This window comes from Pedobacter frigoris, assembly GCF_032678645.1.
Classification (GTDB): Bacteria; Bacteroidota; Bacteroidia; order Sphingobacteriales; family Sphingobacteriaceae; genus Pedobacter; species Pedobacter frigoris_A.
Window position 1 is genome coordinate 880,541 of sequence record NZ_JAVTSP010000002.1, and the last position, 18,885, is coordinate 899,425.

At 41.3% G+C, this 18,885-nt stretch carries 19 protein-coding genes; 9 read left to right on the plus strand and 10 right to left on the minus strand.

Going from position 1 to position 18,885, the window contains the following annotated elements:
• Positions 1-3: 3 nt before the first annotated feature.
• From R2Q78_RS10075 to R2Q78_RS10100, 6 genes are all read left to right on the plus strand, one after another.
• Positions 4-1,365, plus strand: coding sequence for a RagB/SusD family nutrient uptake outer membrane protein (locus R2Q78_RS10075; RefSeq protein WP_316791372.1), 1,362 nt, complete (start codon positions 4-6; stop codon positions 1,363-1,365).
• 15 nt (positions 1,366-1,380) lie between these two features.
• The gene (locus tag R2Q78_RS10080) at positions 1,381-2,352 is read left to right on the plus strand and encodes a discoidin domain-containing protein (protein WP_316791373.1); all 972 of its coding nucleotides are present in this window, start codon (positions 1,381-1,383) and stop codon (positions 2,350-2,352) included.
• A gap of 33 nt (positions 2,353-2,385) precedes the next feature.
• The gene (locus R2Q78_RS10085) at positions 2,386-3,522 is read left to right on the plus strand and encodes a TlpA disulfide reductase family protein (protein ID WP_316791375.1); all 1,137 of its coding nucleotides are present in this window, start codon (positions 2,386-2,388) and stop codon (positions 3,520-3,522) included.
• Positions 3,523-3,638: 116 nt separating this feature from the next.
• Complete coding sequence (locus tag R2Q78_RS10090) at positions 3,639-4,769, plus strand: TlpA disulfide reductase family protein (protein WP_316791377.1); 1,131 nt, start codon at positions 3,639-3,641, stop codon at positions 4,767-4,769.
• A 166-nt stretch (positions 4,770-4,935) separates the two neighbouring features.
• The gene (locus tag R2Q78_RS10095) at positions 4,936-5,373 is read left to right on the plus strand and encodes an SRPBCC domain-containing protein (protein ID WP_316791379.1); all 438 of its coding nucleotides are present in this window, start codon (positions 4,936-4,938) and stop codon (positions 5,371-5,373) included.
• 93 nt (positions 5,374-5,466) lie between these two features.
• Positions 5,467-5,838 (plus strand): AraC family transcriptional regulator, encoded by a 372-nt coding sequence (locus R2Q78_RS10100; protein WP_316791381.1) that lies wholly within the window; start codon positions 5,467-5,469, stop codon positions 5,836-5,838.
• Here the strand turns inward: R2Q78_RS10100 and cdaA are convergent.
• Both cdaA and folP read right to left on the minus strand, forming a co-directional pair.
• Positions 5,835-6,626 (minus strand): diadenylate cyclase CdaA, encoded by a 792-nt coding sequence (cdaA, locus tag R2Q78_RS10105; RefSeq protein ID WP_316791382.1) that lies wholly within the window; start codon positions 6,624-6,626, stop codon positions 5,835-5,837. The genes R2Q78_RS10100 and cdaA overlap by 4 nt on opposite strands.
• 29 nt (positions 6,627-6,655) lie before the next feature.
• Entirely contained in the window at positions 6,656-7,513 is an 858-nt protein-coding gene (gene folP, locus R2Q78_RS10110) for a dihydropteroate synthase (protein ID WP_316791383.1), read from the minus strand.
• A gap of 49 nt (positions 7,514-7,562) precedes the next feature.
• On the opposite strand from folP, the gene R2Q78_RS10115 reads away from it, so the two are divergent.
• Genes R2Q78_RS10115 through R2Q78_RS10125 form a run of 3 tightly spaced genes read left to right on the plus strand, consistent with a single transcriptional unit; the run spans position 7,563 to position 9,804 of the window.
• Positions 7,563-8,105, plus strand: coding sequence for a DUF1599 domain-containing protein (locus R2Q78_RS10115; RefSeq protein WP_316791385.1), 543 nt, complete (start codon positions 7,563-7,565; stop codon positions 8,103-8,105).
• Between the two features lie 16 nt (positions 8,106-8,121).
• Positions 8,122-9,273, plus strand: a complete 1,152-nt coding sequence (locus R2Q78_RS10120; RefSeq protein WP_316791387.1) for a BT_3928 family protein — start codon at positions 8,122-8,124, stop codon at positions 9,271-9,273.
• 24 nt (positions 9,274-9,297) lie between these two features.
• The gene (locus R2Q78_RS10125) at positions 9,298-9,804 is read left to right on the plus strand and encodes a shikimate kinase (RefSeq protein ID WP_316791389.1); all 507 of its coding nucleotides are present in this window, start codon (positions 9,298-9,300) and stop codon (positions 9,802-9,804) included.
• A 5-nt stretch (positions 9,805-9,809) separates the two neighbouring features.
• Here R2Q78_RS10125 and R2Q78_RS10130 read toward each other — a convergent pair whose 3' ends face one another.
• The 8 genes from R2Q78_RS10130 to R2Q78_RS10165 all read right to left on the minus strand — a co-directional run bounded on the left by R2Q78_RS10130 (position 9,810) and on the right by R2Q78_RS10165 (position 18,884).
• A complete protein-coding gene (locus tag R2Q78_RS10130; RefSeq protein WP_316791391.1) occupies positions 9,810-10,265 on the minus strand; it encodes a DoxX family protein in 456 nt (151 codons plus the stop codon).
• An 85-nt stretch (positions 10,266-10,350) separates the two neighbouring features.
• Complete coding sequence (locus R2Q78_RS10135; protein WP_316791393.1) at positions 10,351-11,160, minus strand: tRNA pseudouridine synthase A; 810 nt, start codon at positions 11,158-11,160, stop codon at positions 10,351-10,353.
• Positions 11,161-11,162: 2 nt separating this feature from the next.
• Positions 11,163-13,127 carry a beta-N-acetylhexosaminidase gene (locus R2Q78_RS10140; protein WP_316791395.1) on the minus strand — a complete coding sequence of 655 codons (1,965 nt, stop codon included), beginning with the start codon at positions 13,125-13,127 and terminating at the stop codon, positions 11,163-11,165.
• Positions 13,128-13,151: 24 nt separating this feature from the next.
• On the minus strand, positions 13,152-14,564 hold the full coding sequence (gene dacB, locus R2Q78_RS10145; protein ID WP_316791397.1) for a D-alanyl-D-alanine carboxypeptidase/D-alanyl-D-alanine-endopeptidase: 1,413 nt from the start codon (positions 14,562-14,564) through the stop codon (positions 13,152-13,154).
• A 148-nt stretch (positions 14,565-14,712) separates the two neighbouring features.
• Positions 14,713-15,705: an aspartate-semialdehyde dehydrogenase gene (locus tag R2Q78_RS10150; RefSeq protein WP_316791399.1), complete on the minus strand. Its 993-nt coding sequence runs from the start codon at positions 15,703-15,705 to the stop codon at positions 14,713-14,715.
• 164 nt (positions 15,706-15,869) lie between these two features.
• Positions 15,870-16,745: a sugar phosphate isomerase/epimerase gene (locus R2Q78_RS10155; protein ID WP_316791401.1), complete on the minus strand. Its 876-nt coding sequence runs from the start codon at positions 16,743-16,745 to the stop codon at positions 15,870-15,872.
• Between the two features lie 10 nt (positions 16,746-16,755).
• The gene (locus tag R2Q78_RS10160) at positions 16,756-17,637 is read right to left on the minus strand and encodes a hydroxypyruvate isomerase family protein (protein WP_316791403.1); all 882 of its coding nucleotides are present in this window, start codon (positions 17,635-17,637) and stop codon (positions 16,756-16,758) included.
• Positions 17,638-17,648: 11 nt separating this feature from the next.
• Positions 17,649-18,884 (minus strand): nucleoside permease, encoded by a 1,236-nt coding sequence (locus R2Q78_RS10165; protein ID WP_316791404.1) that lies wholly within the window; start codon positions 18,882-18,884, stop codon positions 17,649-17,651.
• Position 18,885: the final 1 nt, after the last annotated feature.

Genomic DNA, 18,885 nt, shown 5'->3' on the forward strand with positions numbered 1-18,885 from the left:
CTGATGAAGAAATTTAAATATATAGCCGTCCAGTTGCTTTTTTGCTGCATGGTTTTTAGTGGTTGCGATAAATATCTGGATGTTGAACCAAAGGGCAAGCAATTGCTGAAAACAACGAATGACTTTGATCTTTGGTTAAACGCATCAATATTCACAACTGAAATGAGCAGCCCTTATTTGGACTATATGACGGACAATATGGATTACTTAAGCGTTAATACTCCGCCAATTAATCTTGCTGACTTTGTTTATACCTGGGCGCCACAGTTTACGAATGACGTGGCAGCACCTGCCTATTTATGGGCTGACCACTATCAACGCATTAGTCTGTATAATACTGTGTTGTTAGGTATTGACGCTGCTGAGGGGGGTACCGCATCGCAGAGGAACAGTCTTAAGGCGGAAGCCTTGCTTGGCCGTGCATATTCTTATTTTTACCTGGTAAATGAATATGCCAAGCCCTACGACGCGGCAACTGCAGCCACAGATTTGGCTGTACCTTTTGTAACTTCAGATAATGTAAGTCAAAAAGCTCCACCAAGAACTACGACTGCTGAAATTTATAAACATATTCTGGATGATATCAATGCGGCTATCCCAAACCTTCCTGATGATAATAGCGGTGCAAGGTTTCGTGGCTCTAAGCCGGCCGCATACAGCGTATTGGCACGCGTTTATTTATGTAGAAGAGAATATACCGAAGCGCTGCGGTATGCAGAGCTGGCTCTGGCCAATACTCGTGCAACGATGATTGATTATACCACTCCTGCTTCCTTTCCCACGACGCAAAATGTAGTGTCTCATCCGGACGCAATTTACGGCAAGGGATATGCCGCCGCCGGTATCCCGATAGCCTTAGATTTTAAAGCTTCGTTTGCCAGCAACGATGCCAGGAGGACAATTCTTTATTCGAGCTGGACAAGTACCGCAAGAGGGGTGACTGCGTTTTACGCAGCTGCGGTTACACCAACTTTCCAGCTGACCAATTCCGGTACAACTGTGCAGGAAATGCGGTTAATTGCTGCGGAATGTGCCGCAAGGGCCAATAATCTTACAGACGCGCTAAACCATTTGAACATAGTTCGCAGAGCCAGGTATACCGGCACGAGCAGAGATTTCAGTTCGGCTGATCAAAACGTTGTGTTTACCGAAGTACTGGCAGAAAGAAGGCGTGAATTGCCTTTCCATAGTCTACGCTGGTTTGACATGCGAAGATTTGATATGGAGAACACGATGCAAGCAGTAACCCGTACCAATGCGCAGAATACAGTAATTGCCACGCTTGAGCCGCATAGCCCGAGATACACGCTGCAAATACCTATTCAGGTGACGGCCTTTAACCCAGATATGCCCCAAAATCCATAACTAGAAAATTAAGAGATGAAGACATATACATTAAATTTATTGGCAATATGCACGGTAGTGCTATTGTTTATGGCTTGCAAAAAAGACAAAACCGGCCGCGAACCCTTACCGGAAAGTAGGGTGACTTTTGATGTGCCGGCTTCAACAGAGGTAGTGGCGAGAGATTATGACATTAGAAGTGTTTCAGTGTTGAGCGTAGAAATGAAAGCGGCGTTACAAGGTAGTACGTCTTCGGATGTTCATTATGTTACTTTTGCCCCCGATACGACTAAAATAGCAGATTATAAGCTGAAGTATGGCAGTAATGCCCTTTTACTTCCAACCAAAAGTTATCTTTATTATAAACCAACGGTAGCCATCGCTCCGGGTACAAACCTTTCAGAAGCGGCAATACTAAACCTTAGTTTTCAGACCACACTGCAGCCGTTCACCACCTATGTGTTGCCGTTGACCATTGCATCTGTAGATGGCGTAGCGCAGGATCCGAAGACACGTAAGGTTGTTTATTATGTTTTTAACACAAAAGAACCACGTTATGTGAACCATACCGGATATACTCCTACTGCTACTGCATCTTCTACATTCGGAACTAACGTAGCAAGCAGAGCAATTGATGCAACTACCGGTACAACATTTTGGGCGAGTTCTAATACCGTGCCGCTGCCGCAGTTCTTGACTATTGATTATGGACGCAACGTTACCTTTCCTGGATTAGACTATTTTTTTCCAACTGCCTTAACCGCCGCCAATGGAGCTCAGACAACCTCTGCTAAAGTGGAAACAAGTATAGATAACGTAACATGGACAGACAAGGGTACGTATGCGATCAATATCAACAATACCGCTAAAATGCACACTATAACTTTGCCTTCATTAACTACAGCCAGGTACTTACGCTTCACCATTTTGGCAGCAAATCCATATGTAGCATCGGCAACAATCACTTATAACATAGGTTTTGTGGGTGGTATTTTGTTGTTAAACTAAAAAAGATAACTCTTAATCTATAAAAATAGAAAGATGAAAAAAACAATATTTTCAGTTTTGATGCTGCTACCCTTTGTGGTAGCAGCTCAAAAAAGCTATACGATATCAGGGAAACTACCTGCCGTAAAAGGTCAGGCTAAGGCATACCTTGTACTTTTGAGGAATAATGCCTGGAAGGAAGTCGATTCAACCGAAATCAAAGCTGGTAAGTTTCAGTTTACCGGAAGCGTAGATGAGCCTCAAAGTGCAATGATGGTCGTGAAGCGCAAAGGCGCAGCAGGTCCGGCATGGCAGCGTGACTCTCAGGGCTTTTTTATAGAGAACTCGAAGATCGCTATGGTTGGTGCCGACTCGATCAGCAATGCTCAAATCACGGGTTCAATTGCTGATTCTGAAGATCGTGAAAGAGAAGCGATGATTAAGCCGGTTACGGCTCAAATTATAAAACTGCAAAATGAATACGGAAAGAAAGCTGCAGACGGGAGTTATGTGAAATCATTGGAAGAACGTAAAATGGCGGGCGACAGTATTCAGAAATTAGTAGCTAAGAATAAGGACATCAGTCTGAAATTTGCAGAGAGTCATTTAAATTCTTTTATGGGGCTTTATACATTTAACATGTATGTGCTGGACAGTAAATTCGAAGCTTCAAAAGTAGAACCTTTGTTTCACCGCTTTTCTGCGGCACTAAAATCTTCTCCGCTTGGTCAACGTACCGCTGAGAAAATAGAAATTGGTAAGCGGCGCCAGGCTGGAGCCAAGGCAACTGATTTTACTCAAAATGATCTGAACGATAAGCCATTTACGCTTTCTTCTTTAAGAGGTAAATATGTTCTTGTAGATTTTTGGGCCAGCTGGTGTGTGCCTTGCCGTGCAGAAAATCCCAATGTGGTAAAAGCATACAATGCATTAAAGGGCAAAAACTTCGAGATCGTAGGTGTATCGCTTGATTATCCTGGTGGTAAAGCTGTCTGGGCAGAAGCGGTTAAAAAAGATGGTTTGCCATGGATTCATGTGAGCGATTTGAAAGGCTGGAAAAATGAGGTAGCTGTAATGTACGGGATCAACTCGGTACCTCAAAACCTATTGATTGATCCGCAGGGAATAATCATTGGTAAAAACCTGAGGGGCGAGGCGCTTACAGAGAAATTGAAGGAATTGATTAAGTAAAATGGAAGCTTACGGATCGTTTTTAAAGCGAACGTACTGAACACCACGTCATCCTGACCACGAAGTAGCTGCGAAGCAAAATAAATTCAGGATGACGATGAGCTAATTATAAGAAAATGATGAACTTAAGAAAAACAGTTGCTTTACTTCTGATGCTTTCGGCAGGGAGTAGTATGGCGCAGGATAAATTTGAAATAGCAGGTAAGCTCTCTGCTGCTGGTGGTGATAAAAAGGTAATACTGAGCTATGTGAATAAAGAAGGGAAGACTGTAAAGGATAGTACGCTGGTGAAGAACGGAAAGTTTGAGATCAAAGGTATTACCGCTTTCGGTAACAAAGCTTATTTATCACTGATGCCGGTAAAAAGAGATACCGCCAAAAAGAATTCAGGCGGAGATTATCAGGAATTTTACCTGGAAAAGGGTAATTATAAGGTGGCAGGTAAAGATATGGCCAATGCGGTTATTACCGGAACAAAGGTGCAGGCAGATTTCAATCAGTATAATGTCCAAACTAAGGCTTTGCTTGCTCAATTTAAAGAGATCACAGAAAGGTTTACCAAAGTATATTATGCGAAAGTGAAAGATACTGTTGAGATAAAAAAGATCCAGGCAGAAGCCAGACCTGTGCATGCTAAAATAGAAACGGCATTGGATTCTTTTATCTTTAGTCACCCCGATTCATATGTGACCCTTGACCTTATTAGCCAAAACAAGACGGCAGTGATCGATCCCGAAACTTTCGGCCGTTATTATGATCCGCTGAGTAAAAGGATACTGGCAAGCCCTACTGGTCAGAAACTGACAGCGAAGTATGATAAAGCGAAACAAATAGCGATAGGAAAGGCAGTTGATTTTACGCAGACAGATGATAAGGGGAATGAGTTTAAATTGTCGTCGCTAAGAGGAAAATATGTACTCGTGGATTTCTGGGCGAGTTGGTGTGTGCCTTGTCGTGCGGAAAATCCGCATCTATTGAAAGCTTATAATCAACTGAAAGATAAGAATTTTGAAATCGTGGGTGTTTCTCTTGATGAAACCAAGGCTGCCTGGCTGAATGCAGTGAAGCACGACGGTATGCCCTGGCTCCAGGTGAGTGATTTGAAAGGCTTTAAGAGCGATGTGGCTATTAAATACGGTATTAGTGCAATCCCTCAGAATTTCCTGATCAATCCGGAAGGAGTGATCATTGCGAAAAACCTGAGGGGCGAAGATGTGAATGAAAAAATAGCTGCTTTTATTAAATAATAGTATAGAGTACAGATTGCACTCTGATTATGGGTGCAATCTGTTGTAATCAAGAAAAGAGGGGGTGAAGTTTGACGGGATAAACCCTAAATATGTCGCAATTACGCCTTTACATTCTTTATAATCTTCCCGACCTTAGGTTAATATAAACCTTAACGATAAAGACATGGAAAGATTAACATTTAATACGACAATTGACGCTCCAAGAGAAAAAGTATGGGAGCTGCTCTGGAGTGATGAATCCTATAGGAAATGGACTTCTGCTTTCTCTGAAGGATCACGTGCAGAGACCGACTGGAAAGAAGGAAGCAGGGTTCTCTTTTTAGGTGAAGGGGAGGATGGAATGGTTTCTAAGATCGCCAGAAATATACCCAATGAATACATGTCCATAGCGCATTTAGGAATGCTAACAAATGGCGTGGAAGACCTGGATAGCGAAGAGGTAAGGAAATGGTCAGGTGCTTTGGAAAACTATACGTTGAAAGATGTAGGTGGAAAAACTGAACTCTTTATAGAAACAGACATGGATGAGAGTTATGTGGAGCAGTTTAAAGTAATCTGGCCAAAGGCTTTAGATAAATTAAAGCGCATGGCTGAGCAGTAAAAAGTACCTGTTTTAGTGTCTGTAATTCATTTTTTATTGGAAGCTTCATGAGTATAATTGTTCCCGGAAGACAACTGATATTAAATGTTTAAGATGAAAGACACAGGTCGTTTTAAAGAGGGAGGGTATATCACGCCCGACAGGAAATTGGTAATAAGACTAGAGGAACTAATTGAGCATTCTTTTAAGTTTGAACATCGCCCTAAGTTCTATGCAGATGAGATGAAAATTTCTATGAAACGTTTGAACAACTATACCATGTTTTATGTTGGTAAAACTGTAAACAGGATGATTGAGGATAGGATTCATGAAGAAGCAATACAACTGCTACGCTCAACAAAGTTTTCGATAAAGTATATTACCTATCAGCTTGGAGTCAATGACCCTTCCTGGTTTAGCCGCTGCTTTAAGAAGTATACCGGATATTCGCCAAAAGAATGGCGCTGTATGAATATGGATGTTTAAAAATCTTTGTTCAGTAATTTTTCCAGTTCCCCAAAAGAGACATTCATCCGCACACGGCCTTGTTTTGCGTATGCAATTTCTCCGGTTTCTTCAGAGATGATGACTGCAACGGCATCGGTAGTTTCGGAGACGCCTATTCCTGCACGGTGGCGCAAACCAAATTGAGGCGGTAGTTTATCATTGTCTGTAAGCGGAAGAATGCAACTGGCACTTTTGATTTTATTTTCAGCGATGACTACGGCTCCATCATGCAGCGGACTATACTTCTGGAAAATGCTTTCCAGTAAACGCTTTGATATTTTAGAGTCTATCATCTCACAGCTGTTGGCAAACAGCTGGTCATCATAAAACTTGACAAACACAATCAACGCTCCTGTCCGCGATTTCTTCATGCTCTTGCAGGCATCAATGATAGGTTTTATGCGAACAAGGTTGTCCCTTTCAATGTTTTTACTGCCAAACAAATATCCCCACCAGGCCTTATTCTGTTGCAGAAATGTGTTTTTACCAATGAGCAGCAGGAAACGCCGGATTTCCGGCTGGAATATAACAATCAACGCGATAATCCCCACACTCATGAATTTATCTATGATTGCAGTAAGCAATTCCATCTTTAGTTGTGTTACCACAAACCATATAATTGTAATGATCAGCATTCCCAAAAGAAGATTTACCGCCAGGGTATTCTTAATGAGGTTGTAGATGTAATAAATCAGCAAAGCGACAAAAACAATGTCTACGACATCTGTCACAGTTATTTTGAGGAAATCGAAATCAATAGTTTTCACTTCGTATTTATGATTTGGCTTGAGCTCTGTTAGCTCGTTTGTACCAAGGTAAGAATTTTTATAGTTTCAACAGCTTCTTTGACATCGTGTACACGCAAAATACGTGCACCTTTTTGTAAAGCGATAGTATTTAGCACGGTAGTTCCGTTTAATGCTTCTTCCGGTGTAATTCCAAGGAATTTATGGATCATCGACTTTCTGGATACGCCGACAAGTAAAGGTAATTGCGGTATTTGCAGATGTTCCATTTGCTGCAATAACTGATAATTGTGTTGAAGGGTTTTCGCAAACCCAAAACCAGGATCTATGATGATGTCTTTTACCCCCAGTTTTTTTAATGCCGCAATTTTATCGGAAAAGTAGTGTAATACTTCTAATCCTATATTTTCATAGTGAGGGTTTTTCTGCATTGTTTGCGGTGTTCCTTTCATGTGCATCATGATGTAGGGTACCTGCAGTTGCGCAGCCGTTTCAAACATGGCTTCGTCCATACCTCCGGCAGCGATGTCATTAATGATATGTGCTCCTGCCTCAATACTTTCTTTGGCGACCCAAGCTCTGAAAGTATCAACAGAGAGTATCGCTTCTGGTAACTTTTTTGTGATGGCTGTTATTACGGGCAGTATTCTTTTTAGTTCTTCTTCTGCACTTACCTCTGCTGCACCTGGTCTGGAAGAATATGCACCAATGTCTATAAAAGTAGCTCCATCCTTTAAAAAAGCTTCTGTTCTGCGCAAAGCATCGTCCACAGAGCTGCTGCGGCTGTTTCCGTAGAAGGAATCTGGTGTAAGATTCAGTATGGCCATAACCGCCGGGGTACTTAAATCTAATAGCCTTCCTTTAACGTTTAATGTGGTCTTTCCGTTTAAAAATGTATCTTTAGCCATTGTTTGAGTACAAACTTAGATAAATGTTTCTATATAAATTATTATTCTTTTGGCAACAAATACTTCACAGGAATACGACTTAGTAATAGCGGTTTGCAAATCGCTTTTTTTGAAGAAAACAAACGATTATGGCACCGCATGGCGTATCCTCAGACCATCATCTATAACAGATCAGATTTTCATCAAGGCACAGCGTATCCGTACGCTTGAAGAGAAAAAAGTATCGAAGGTAGGTGAAGACATTACTTCTGAATATATCGGTATCGTTAATTATTGTATCATTGGAATGATTCAGCTGGAGATGAGTGCTGAAGATCCCAATGAGCTTGAAGTAAAACTCGTGGAGCGTCTCTTTGATGAGAAAGCAAATGATACTAAAGAACTGATGTTTGCCAAGAATCACGATTACGGTGAGGCATGGCGCGACCTGCGGATCAGCTCTCTGACAGATTTGATCCTGATGAAAATTTTCAGGGTGAAACAAATAGAGGATAACCTGGGACAAACACTTGCTTCCGAAGGCATCGATGCAAATTATCAGGATATGCTGAACTATGCAGTTTTTGCATTGATCAGATTAGGTATAAAGTAGATATTGAAATAACTAAATGAAAAAAAGCTTACTAAATTTTTCAAGAATATTTGTCGGGGTACTGTTTATATTTTCAGGCCTCATAAAAGCAAATGACCCGCTTGGCTTTGGCTACAAGCTGCAGGAATATTTTGAGGTATTTCACATGGATTTTTTAAGTGGCTGGGCCACTGGAATAGCCATTCTGTTATGTGTATTTGAAATCGTACTTGGTGCGTTATTACTTTTTGGATTCTGGCGGAAACAGGTAACAACAGGTTTGTTGCTGGTGATCATATTCTTTACGTTCCTGACTTTTGTGTCGGCGGCATTTAAAGTGGTCACTTCATGCGGTTGCTTTGGTGATGCGATTCCTTTAACCCCATGGCAGTCTTTCTCTAAAGACCTGGTTTTATTGGTGCTGATCCTGATCTTGTTTAAGAATAGAGAACGAATCATGCCGGTCACGGAAAATAGGAGTGTTCAGAATACGCTGTTTGGACTGGTACTGGCGGGTTCTTTATTGTTTAGTCAGTATACCTACAGCAGGTTGCCAATCCTGGATTTCCTGCCTTATAAAATAGGCGCCAATTTACCTGAACTGATGAAAATCCCGGCGGGTGCAAAGCCTGATGAATACCAGATCATGTACAACCTGAAGCACAAAGAAACAGGGGAGAAGAAAGTAATGAGTGATAAGGATTACCTGAAAACTGAAATCTGGAAAGATGACAACTGGGAGATCGTGGGGACACCGGAGAGTAAATTGATTAAAAAAGGCTATCAGCCGAAGATTAAAGATCTGCTGATCACAGATGCTTCCGGAACAGATTATACCAAAGAACTGATTGAAAATCCATATTACAACCTGATCGTTGTAGCCTACAATTTAAAGGAAACAAATGATGACGGAATGTCTAAACTAAATGCGCTTGCTCTTAACGCGGCAGAGCAGTTCAACATCAGAGCAGTATTACTGACTTCAAATTCTGCCCAGGATGCTGATGCTTACAGTAAAAAAATGAAACTGTTTATGGAGGTTTTTTATGCGGATGCTGTGCCTTTAAAAAGTATGGTCCGCGCTAGTCCGGGTGTCTTGTTGTTGAAAAATGGTGTGGTAATCAATAAATGGCATTATAATAATGCGCCCGCTATAGATGAACTGGCAAAGGAGTATTTTGCCAAATAATTGATCAATTAGAAAGTTAAGGTAATGAAGATATTCCTGATTGGCTTTATGGGTTGTGGCAAAAGTACGCTGGGTAAGAAGCTGGCGACAAAGCTAGGCTATGATTTCATAGACCTTGACCAGCAGCTGGAAAAGGAGATAGGAGATAGTGTGGGAAATTATTTTGCTGCTCATGGAGAAGATGCTTTCCGCAGACAGGAAAAGAAAACGCTTCAGGATTACAATTACCCCGCTAATATCGTAGTCGCAACCGGAGGAGGAGCACCTTGCTATTTTGACAATATGGAGTGGATGAATGCCAATGGGAAAACAGTTTATATAGAAATGTCACCGGTGGCTCTGGCGAAAAGGCTGGAAAGCGGCAAAGAAAAGCGCCCTTTAATAAAGAATCTTAATGAAGCTGAATTGATCGCTTTTATAGAGGCTAAGCTTGCCGAGCGTGAAGTTTTTTATAAACAGGCGTCAATAAGCGCCAGTGGCATCAGCCTTACGGCCGATGCACTCAGGGCTATATTGTTGTCAGAAAGCTAAATAGCTTACCTGTAAATGGTTTGTTTTCTTTTCATTGCCTGATCTACTGAATAGGGACCCGAGCCTACTACCCAGAACAATACCAGCAGCAGAAGTACAATGATAGATAGCCATAATTCAGAGTTCAGTACTGAAAATCCCTGTGATAGATTGACGAAAAATACTGCGCAAAGAAGAATGGGGATCTGAATCACTACAGCAAATCTCGTAACCAGTCCGATGGCAATTAGAATGCCGCCAACCAGATGTACAAATCCTACGATGTGAATGGCTAAACTGGCCATCATTCCTGAAAAGCCAAAGACATTATTTTGCAGCAGCAGGTTCTGAAGGACTTCAGTATTACTCACGATGGCGATACCCTTGCCGAAAATGAGAATTCCTAAAACAATGCGGATTACATCGAGCCATTTGGCGTGGTGTACGTCGCCCCAATGCTCAATTTTTTGAATAACAGTCATAATGATGCCTCCTATTTATATTGGTCTATTAAAGCTAACGATAATAAAGTAAATTATCAATAGCAATAAATTAACAATCAGGAGCTTATAAAGTTCTCCAGGTAACGTCTGTTTGTTTCTGAAGAATGGATGAAAATTCTACTCTGGGAGGAAGGTTTAAGTAAGGGTAGGTGACTTTTGAAAGATACAACCCCTGGGGATGTGCGGGTGTGATGAGCTCAGGCGTGGTATTGGTGATCAGGTAATTTTCAAACTCATCCACGCTCAATACACCTCTTCCTATTTTCAATAGCTGTCCCATGATGATCCGGATCATTTTACTGAGGAATCGATTAGAAGAGATCTGGAAGCGTAATTTGTCGCCATTGGTATCTACAGCCAAAGATGCCGACATCACGTTACAGATCGTATGTTCGTATTTATCGGGACTGGTACAAAATGCCCGGTAGTCTTTGTATTTTGGTAAGACAGCAGCTGCCTGTTTCATTTTATCGAAATCAAGATGGTCTAACAGGTAGAAGGAACTTAATCCATTCAGAAAAGGATCTTTATAGGTGTGGATAAAGTAATCGTAAGAGCGCTGTACGGCATCGAAACGCGCATGAGGCAGTCCCTTCATGGGAATGATATCAAACACAGCAATGTTTAATGGCAGTAGTTTATTGAGCCTGAATTTGAGATCAAAATCCCATTCCTGTTCGATGTCCATATGAAAAAAGAACTGGCTGGCGTGTACGTGAGCATCAGTGCGCCCACATCCGTTGATGAATACCTCGGTCTTGAGCGCCTGACTCAGGTATTTCTCTAAAACACCCTGTACATTCAATACCCCTGGCTGTTTTTGCCAGCCATTGTATTGTAATCCATTATATCCGATGTGAACGAAGTATCTCAATGTTATTTTCTCCAGGCTCTTTTATTCAGTTCTTCTATAGGCATTACCATCATCCGGCCTACCGGTTTCTTACCTTTATAAGTGATCACTTTTAGGGTAGCAGCATCCTTAGGTTGGGTAATCTTCTCTGTGTATTTTGGATAGAACCGGTCCGGGAAAGAATTGTCAAAGCTATAGTAGATGTCTAGCCCCTGAACCTCTGTACTCAGTTCAATCATCAACTGCTTGTCGGCCGATCTGCTCACCGAGAATATCGGGTCATATACACTTGGTGCATATTTTGTTTCAGCGATATCGAGCCTTTTAAAGTGCTGTTCTACGCGGTTAAAGAAATTGTTCCAGTTCTTCTTCTCTGCAGGTGACCATACGGACTCAGCTATTGCGAAACCGCGTGGCCAGGTCATGTATTCGGCCTGACGGATATTGTAAACTTGTTCAGTCCATAGGTTTGCTTGTCCGCCTTTGATAAATTTAGGATCCACACCCGCAGGTATAGGGTCAAACTCATAGGATTTGCTCAACCTGAGCGAAGCATAAACTTTAGGTTCGGTGATGACATCAGCCTGCATGTAATCCAGGTAAGCATAAGTACTGGGACTCATGACTACGTCATGTTTCTTTTTGGCTGCATCAATACCATATTTCATACCCCGCCAGCTCATTACTGCAGCACTGGAAGGCATATCCCCATCCAGAATTTCATCCCAACCCATGAACTTCTTGCCTTTAGCCTCTACGATCTTCTGAATACGTTTTTCAAAATAACCTTGCACCTGGTGCATATTCTTTAAGCCTTCTTTTTGCATTAGCGCCTTGATGGCATCGCTTTTTTCCCAGAAATTAAAAGGAGCTTCATCGCCACCCATGTGGATATAATCAAAAGGGAACAACTGGGCTACCTGTGTAATGACTGTATCCAGAAAGCTGTATACCAGTTCGTTTGCCGGACAAAGCGTATTATCTACCAAAGCAGTAGGAGGTGCACCTCTGGACCAGTCCATGATCCGCTCACCAGAGCGCACCCTGTAATTTGGTGCGGATGGGGTACATGACAGTTCGGGGTATGAGGCAATTGCCGCGAGACTATGTCCGGGGACATCTATTTCAGGCATAATGTCTACAAATCTTTCTTTAGCATATTGTACCAGTTCCCTGATATCGTCCTGCGTGTAAAATCCTCCGTAGGTCCTGGGTTCGTCAGGGCCGGGAGTACTGAAGTTCCCAAATTCTCCAACCTTCTTTACGTTCCATGCGCCAACTTCAGTCAGCTTTGGATAGCCCTTGATTTCAATTCTCCAGCCTTCATCGTCTGTCAGGTGCAGGTGCAATAGATTGTACTTGTAGCGCACCATTGCATCAATATATTGCTTTACTTCTGCTTTTGTAAAGAAGTGACGGGCCACGTCAAACATCAGGCCTCTCCATCCAACGCGGGGATAATCTGTAATCTCAACACATGGCGCTATCCAGTTGACGTCTTCAACCGGCTCCTTGCTTTCTATTTCCTGAGGAAACAGTTGCATCAGGCTTTGTATGCCGTAAAATAGTCCGGCGGCTTTATTCGCTCTAATGGTGATATGATTGGGGGTCACTGAAAGCTGATAGCCCTCTTTTCCAAGAACAGAACTGGCCTTTTCATTGATGATCAGTTTAATGGTAGCAGCCTGGTTACGCGTATTTATTACCGATACAAAACTACCAGTGGGTATAGAAAGTCTTTCCTGAAGGAATGAGATGGCCTGTTTTAATTCCGGTAGGGCGGGTGCTTCTATTAATATGTTTTCGGGGATGACGAAATGTCCTTCACTTTTAATTACTGAAACAGGTTCAGGGATAATGGCTACCTCAGGGGCATTATTAAAAGAAGGTATGGATTCTGTAGTTGCTGAATTTTCAGGTGCTGCATTCTGGCTGAAGGCAGCATAGGTAATTGCATTAAAGCATAGCAGTAAAAAAAATCTCTTCATAAACGTTCTGCAAGTTATCATTTCTTATTTTAAAGCGTCGAGTACTTTAAACAGTTTTTTGTTAATTCCTGAGCCGGAATAGTTGTTTATATTGATGACGATGATGTATTTCCTGCCTGCATTATCGGTATAATATCCTGCGAATGCAGAAACATCATTTATGGTTCCGCTTTTCAACCTCATTCCGTTATTTTCAGGTAGAGATTCATAGAATGCCGGAAACCAGGTTTCTTTTTGAGATTGAAACAGCACGTTGGCCATTGCAGAGGTAGTCACTCTTGTGCCGGGAGAAAGACCGCTTCCATCCAGGATATTTAAGGCATTTCTATCAATTCCTTTAGACTCCCAGTAGTTGATTACAGTAGCGGCGCCATTTTTGGTGCTCACTTCCTTTCCGGATTTCCAGGCAAGTGTTTTCAGTAAATGTTCGCCGTAAAGGTTGACACTTTTTTTGTTGAACCAATAAACAATCTGGCTCAATGCAGGCGAACTGATGGTCGCCAGTTTCTGGACCCCTGAAGGTAAAGATTTTCCTTCCATACTAAGTAACCTGCTCGTTGAAGGATTTCCGGAAGAAGAAATTCCAATTCTTTCCAATGTATCCTGCAAACGGAAGGCAGCATCAAAAGCAGGATCTGGCAATGCTGCCGATATGCCGGATTTGGAAATTCCCAGCGCCCAGGTGCCTCTCAAATACGCAACGTTTCCTAAAGGGGGGAGATAAGCATAGACCCTGTCACCAGTACCCTCAGCACCTGCTTTCAGTTCGTTTATCACTTTAATATAAGGCATTTCGGGGACAGCTTTCAGAACCGTAACCGAACCATTTCCTCTGTTTGCCCTCAAGTGGAGATCAAATTGATTCTCTCTCCATGATAACGCAGAAGCACCGGCACCATAATAATTGCCTATATCCTGCCATATCCAGCCATCTGGAGTTATTTGCGATCCCCAGAGACTGTCATCACCTATCACGCTCCCTTCTACTTTTTTAATTCCGGCGGCTTTGATGGCTTTCACCCATTGATTCAATACAAATCCTTCTTTGCTACCTTCATAACGCCACGATCCTAACGTAGGATCTCCGCCACCAATAATGATCAGGTCGCCCTTTAACGTGCCATCAGCATCAATTTTTCCGCTGTAAGAAAGGGTCGTTTGGTATTGAAAGTCTTTCCCAAGTAAATTAAAGGCTGTAGCAGAGGTAATGGTTTTTAAAGTAGAAGCAGTTGCCAATCCTATATTTTCATTGCGTGCAAACAAGGTTTTTCCAGTGCTGGCATCCAGCACGCACAAAGAGGTGATTGCATATCTGGCTTGTGGATCAGCAATGAGGTTATTATAAGCTTGTTCCAGTTTTTGGACGGATGTCTGGGAAAAAGCAGTAGAATAAATGCTTACAGTCAGCAAAAAAAGGGTTAATGATCTCTTAAACATAGCTAGGCATTGTAGTGATGGTGTGCATTAAACTAAAAACGGTCGTTATCCTGAATTTTTCAGCAGTATTTGATGACGTTTTTGTCTTCAAGAACACTACGTGATTTATTTCAGGATGACGACCGCTATTGTATGTTTACTAATTTTATTATATCAGTTCCTTGCTTACAAGGTACTCAGCGATTTGAACAGTGTTCGTAGCGGCACCTTTACGCAGGTTATCGGCAACGATCCACATATTTAAAGTATTTGGCATAGACTCATCACGTCTGATTCTTCCAACAAATACTTCATCTTTTTCATGAGCATCTTTAGGCATTGGATATTTCAGGTTTGCGATATCATCAACAACAATTACTCCAGGAGTTTTAGTCAGGATATCCCTTACTTCGGCTACATCATAGTCATTCTCAAACTCTATGTTTACAGACTCTGAGTGTCCTCCCATAACCGGAATACGTACTGTAGTAGCCGTAACCCTGATGCTGTCGTCACCCATGATTTTACGGGTTTCAAGAATCATTTTCATTTCCTCTTTGGTATATCCGTTTTCAGTGAATACATCAATTTGAGGAATTACGTTAAGGTCGATAGGATAGGCGTAAGCCATAGGTCCGTCAGTGATTCCTTTACGCTCATTCATCATTTGTTCTACCGCTTTTACACCAGTTCCTGTTACAGACTGATAAGTAGATACGACCACACGTTTGATTCTATATTTATCATGGAGCGGTTTTAAAGCCACTACCATTTGAATAGTTGAACAGTTTGGATTCGCAATGATCTTATCATCTATTGACAATACATGACCATTTACTTCAGGAACTACCAGTTTTTTGGAAGGATCCATTCTCCAGGCAGATGAGTTGTCGATCACTGTTGTACCAGCTTCAGCAAAGCGAGGAGCATATTCCAAAGAAGTACCACCACCAGCAGAAAACAATGCGATATCTGGTCTCATTGCAATCGCTGTCTCCATGTTTACAACAGCAAACTTCTTACCCTTGAAGCTGATTTCCTTACCAACACTCTTTTCAGAGGCTACAGGGATCAATTCGGTCAACGGGAAGTTACGCTCTTCTAATACTTTTAACATTACGGTACCTACCAGTCCGGTGGCACCTACTACTGCAATTTTCATGTTTTCTTTAATTGTTTGTTGTTTTACTTATTTGTTTTTAATTATTTAATATGGTGTATTTTACGGTGAATAATAAGTCCCCAAAGATGCGGATTTTTTCAACATAAAAAAAGGGGAGTGGCCTTTTGTAAACCACTCCCCCTGTTATTGTTAAGATATTTATCTTAAATCAGTTCGCGGTTTACATAATCAAAGCTTTGCTTGATGCTTACGAATGGATCAATTGAGAAATTCTCCTGCTCCACAATCAGGTGCTTCAATCCAGCCTGTTTGGCCTGTTTATAAATTGGTTTAAAGTCAATTTTCCCGGTACCAACTTCTGTATTGATTCCATTATTAGCCTTATCCATATCTTTTACATGCCACATTGGGAAACGGCCAGGATGCTTCGCAAATAATGCAAGCGGATCGTTTCCAGACCTCACTACCCAATAAAGATCCATTTCAAACTGAACCAGTTTTTTATCAGTTTCCTGAAGCATGATTTCATATCCGGTGGTATCACCAAATTTTTTGAATTCAAAATCATGATTGTGGTAACCAAGCTGTAGTCCTGACTTTTTACAAAGTGCAGCTGCTTCATTCAACCGTGCAGCTGTTTTTTTGAAATCATCTGCAGTAGTTCTTAAAGATGGATCTAACCATGGACAAGTTAAATAGCTCATTCCGGCAACCGTTGCACCATCAATTAATGGCTTAAGGAGATCCAGATTACCGGTTTTGATGAAATCATCGATGCCAAAGTGCCCGCTTGGAGCTTTTAATCCATTACTGTCCAGTAAAGCCTTGAAAGCCTTGGCGTCGAGTCCCCAATAGCCATCTTTTGGAGAATAGCCATAAGTTTCGACCTCTTTATAGCCTGCTTTTGCTACTTTTTCTATTACGCCTTTTACATCCTGAGGGATCTGATCTCTCAATGTGTAAAGCTGAAGTCCAACTGCTTTAGCTGCTGTTGGAGATGTACAGGCAAAAGAAGGCATTAATAATGCTCCTGCAGCTGCAATCCCTGCTTGTTTTAAAAATATTCTTCTAGAATTCATATACTTCAAATTATACGTCACAAATATTTACTGCTTCTCTAAGAGATTTTATGCCATCTTTTTGCTTTGGAATAAATTCCTGTGCAAGATACCCTTTAAAACCTGTTGCCACGATAGCTTTGATGATTGCCGGATAAAATAACTCCTGTGTATCATCAATTTCATTTCTCCCGGGTACACCAGCAGTATGGTAATGAGAGATGTATTTATTGTATTTTTTAATGTTGGCGATGACGTTACCTTCATCGATTTGCATGTGGTAAATATCGTAAAGTAATTTGAAGTTTTCAGATCCTAAACGTTTACACAGCTCAGCACCCCATTCGGTATGGTCACACTGATAATCCTTATGGTCTACTTTACTGTTTAGCAGTTCCATCACCAATACTACGTTGTGTTTCTCTGCAATCGGAAGTATTTGTTTCAATCCTTCCACACAGTTGTTTAACCCTGTTTCATCATCTTTTCCTCTGCGGTTTCCACTAAAACAGATCAATTGTTTATAGCCAGCTTCAGCCACACGGGGAATCATTTCTGAATAGTTTTTGATTAGCGTGGCATGAAACTTCGGATCGTTCCATCCGTCTACCAGGTTAATTTCAGCACCATTGCACATAGATGAATCCAGACCATGCTTTTTTAATATGTGCCAATCATTGGGGCCCACTAAATCGATGGCTTTAATGCCTATTTTCTTTGCTTCTACACATAAAGTATCCAGGTCCAGGCTGCCGAAGCACCATCTGCATACAGAATGATTTACATTTCCTTTTAACATTGTTGATTTTTCTTCTTCAAAAGCAAAAACCGGCATTGCTGCCGATACCCCTAAAGCGGCGGTTCCGGCAACAATGGTTTTTAATGCATTTCTTCTGCTTAGTTCTGAACTCATTTTAATATCAGTTAAATTGCTTCAGCTTCAATTTTCTTGTTGTCGTTAAATAAAAATGTGAACAACAAAAACACGATAAAGGCTATTCCTGCTGGGATCATCCAGACCATTTTATAATCTATCACCCCGTCGGCGGATTTATAGGCGTCAGTAATCATTCCGGCTACTTCAAAACCAATGAGCATTCCTACTCCATAAGTAGCAAGAGTAATTAATCCCTGAGCAGAACTTTTGTATTTCTCTCCAGCTTTGGAGTTGGTGTAAATCTGTCCTGAAACAAAAAAGAAATCATAACAAATGCCATGAAAAGCAATACCGATATAAAGCATGAAACTAAGTTCCGCACCATTGCCAAAAGCAAATAATAAATACCTTACCGACCAAGCGAGCATGCCGACTAGAATCGTTTTCTTAAAACCGTATTTTTTGAAAAATACCGGGATTAAAAGAAGGAATAATGCTTCAGATATTTGACCTATCGTCATCTTACCGGTTGGACTAGGGATTCCTGCGTTTTCTAGAAATGGATGTGCTACCTGATAATAAAAGGCAAGTGGAATACAGATTAGAATTGCCGAAATAAAGAATACAGCAAAATTTTTATCTTTTAATAATTTCAAAGCATCTAGACCAAGGAGCTCACCAATCTTAACTTTCTCCTTTCTATCAACTTTTGGTGGAGTTTTTGGTAATGTAAAACTCAGCAGCCCCAGTGCCAGCGAGGCAATACTTGCCATAAGGAAGGTATTTCTCAGTAATCCGTCTTTAATCCCCTCTTCCGAGTCCCATACAAATGCATAGCTAATTAGTATACCAGCAAGTATCCATCCGATTGTGCCCCAAACTCTGATTTTACTAAATTCCTTTTCCGGGTCTTGCATCTGATTAAAAGATATTGAATTTACCAACGCCAAAGTTGGCATATATAAGATCATATAGCCCAATATATATGGGTATAATACATCTACATTTGGAGAATTGTAAGCTTGATAAAGCAGAACTGCTCCGATAAGGTGAATGACACCAAGAATCTTCTCGGCGTTAAAAAATCTGTCGGCTATCAATCCAATAATAAAAGGAGCAATGATGGCGCCCCATGATTGCGTGGAAAATATAGCGCCTGTATCGGCACCTGATGCAAGCAGATTTTTTCCTAAATAAGTGCCTAATGAAACAAACCATGAGCCCCAGATGAAAAATTCCAGGAACATCATGAAAGATAATTTAATACGGTTACTTGAGTTCATA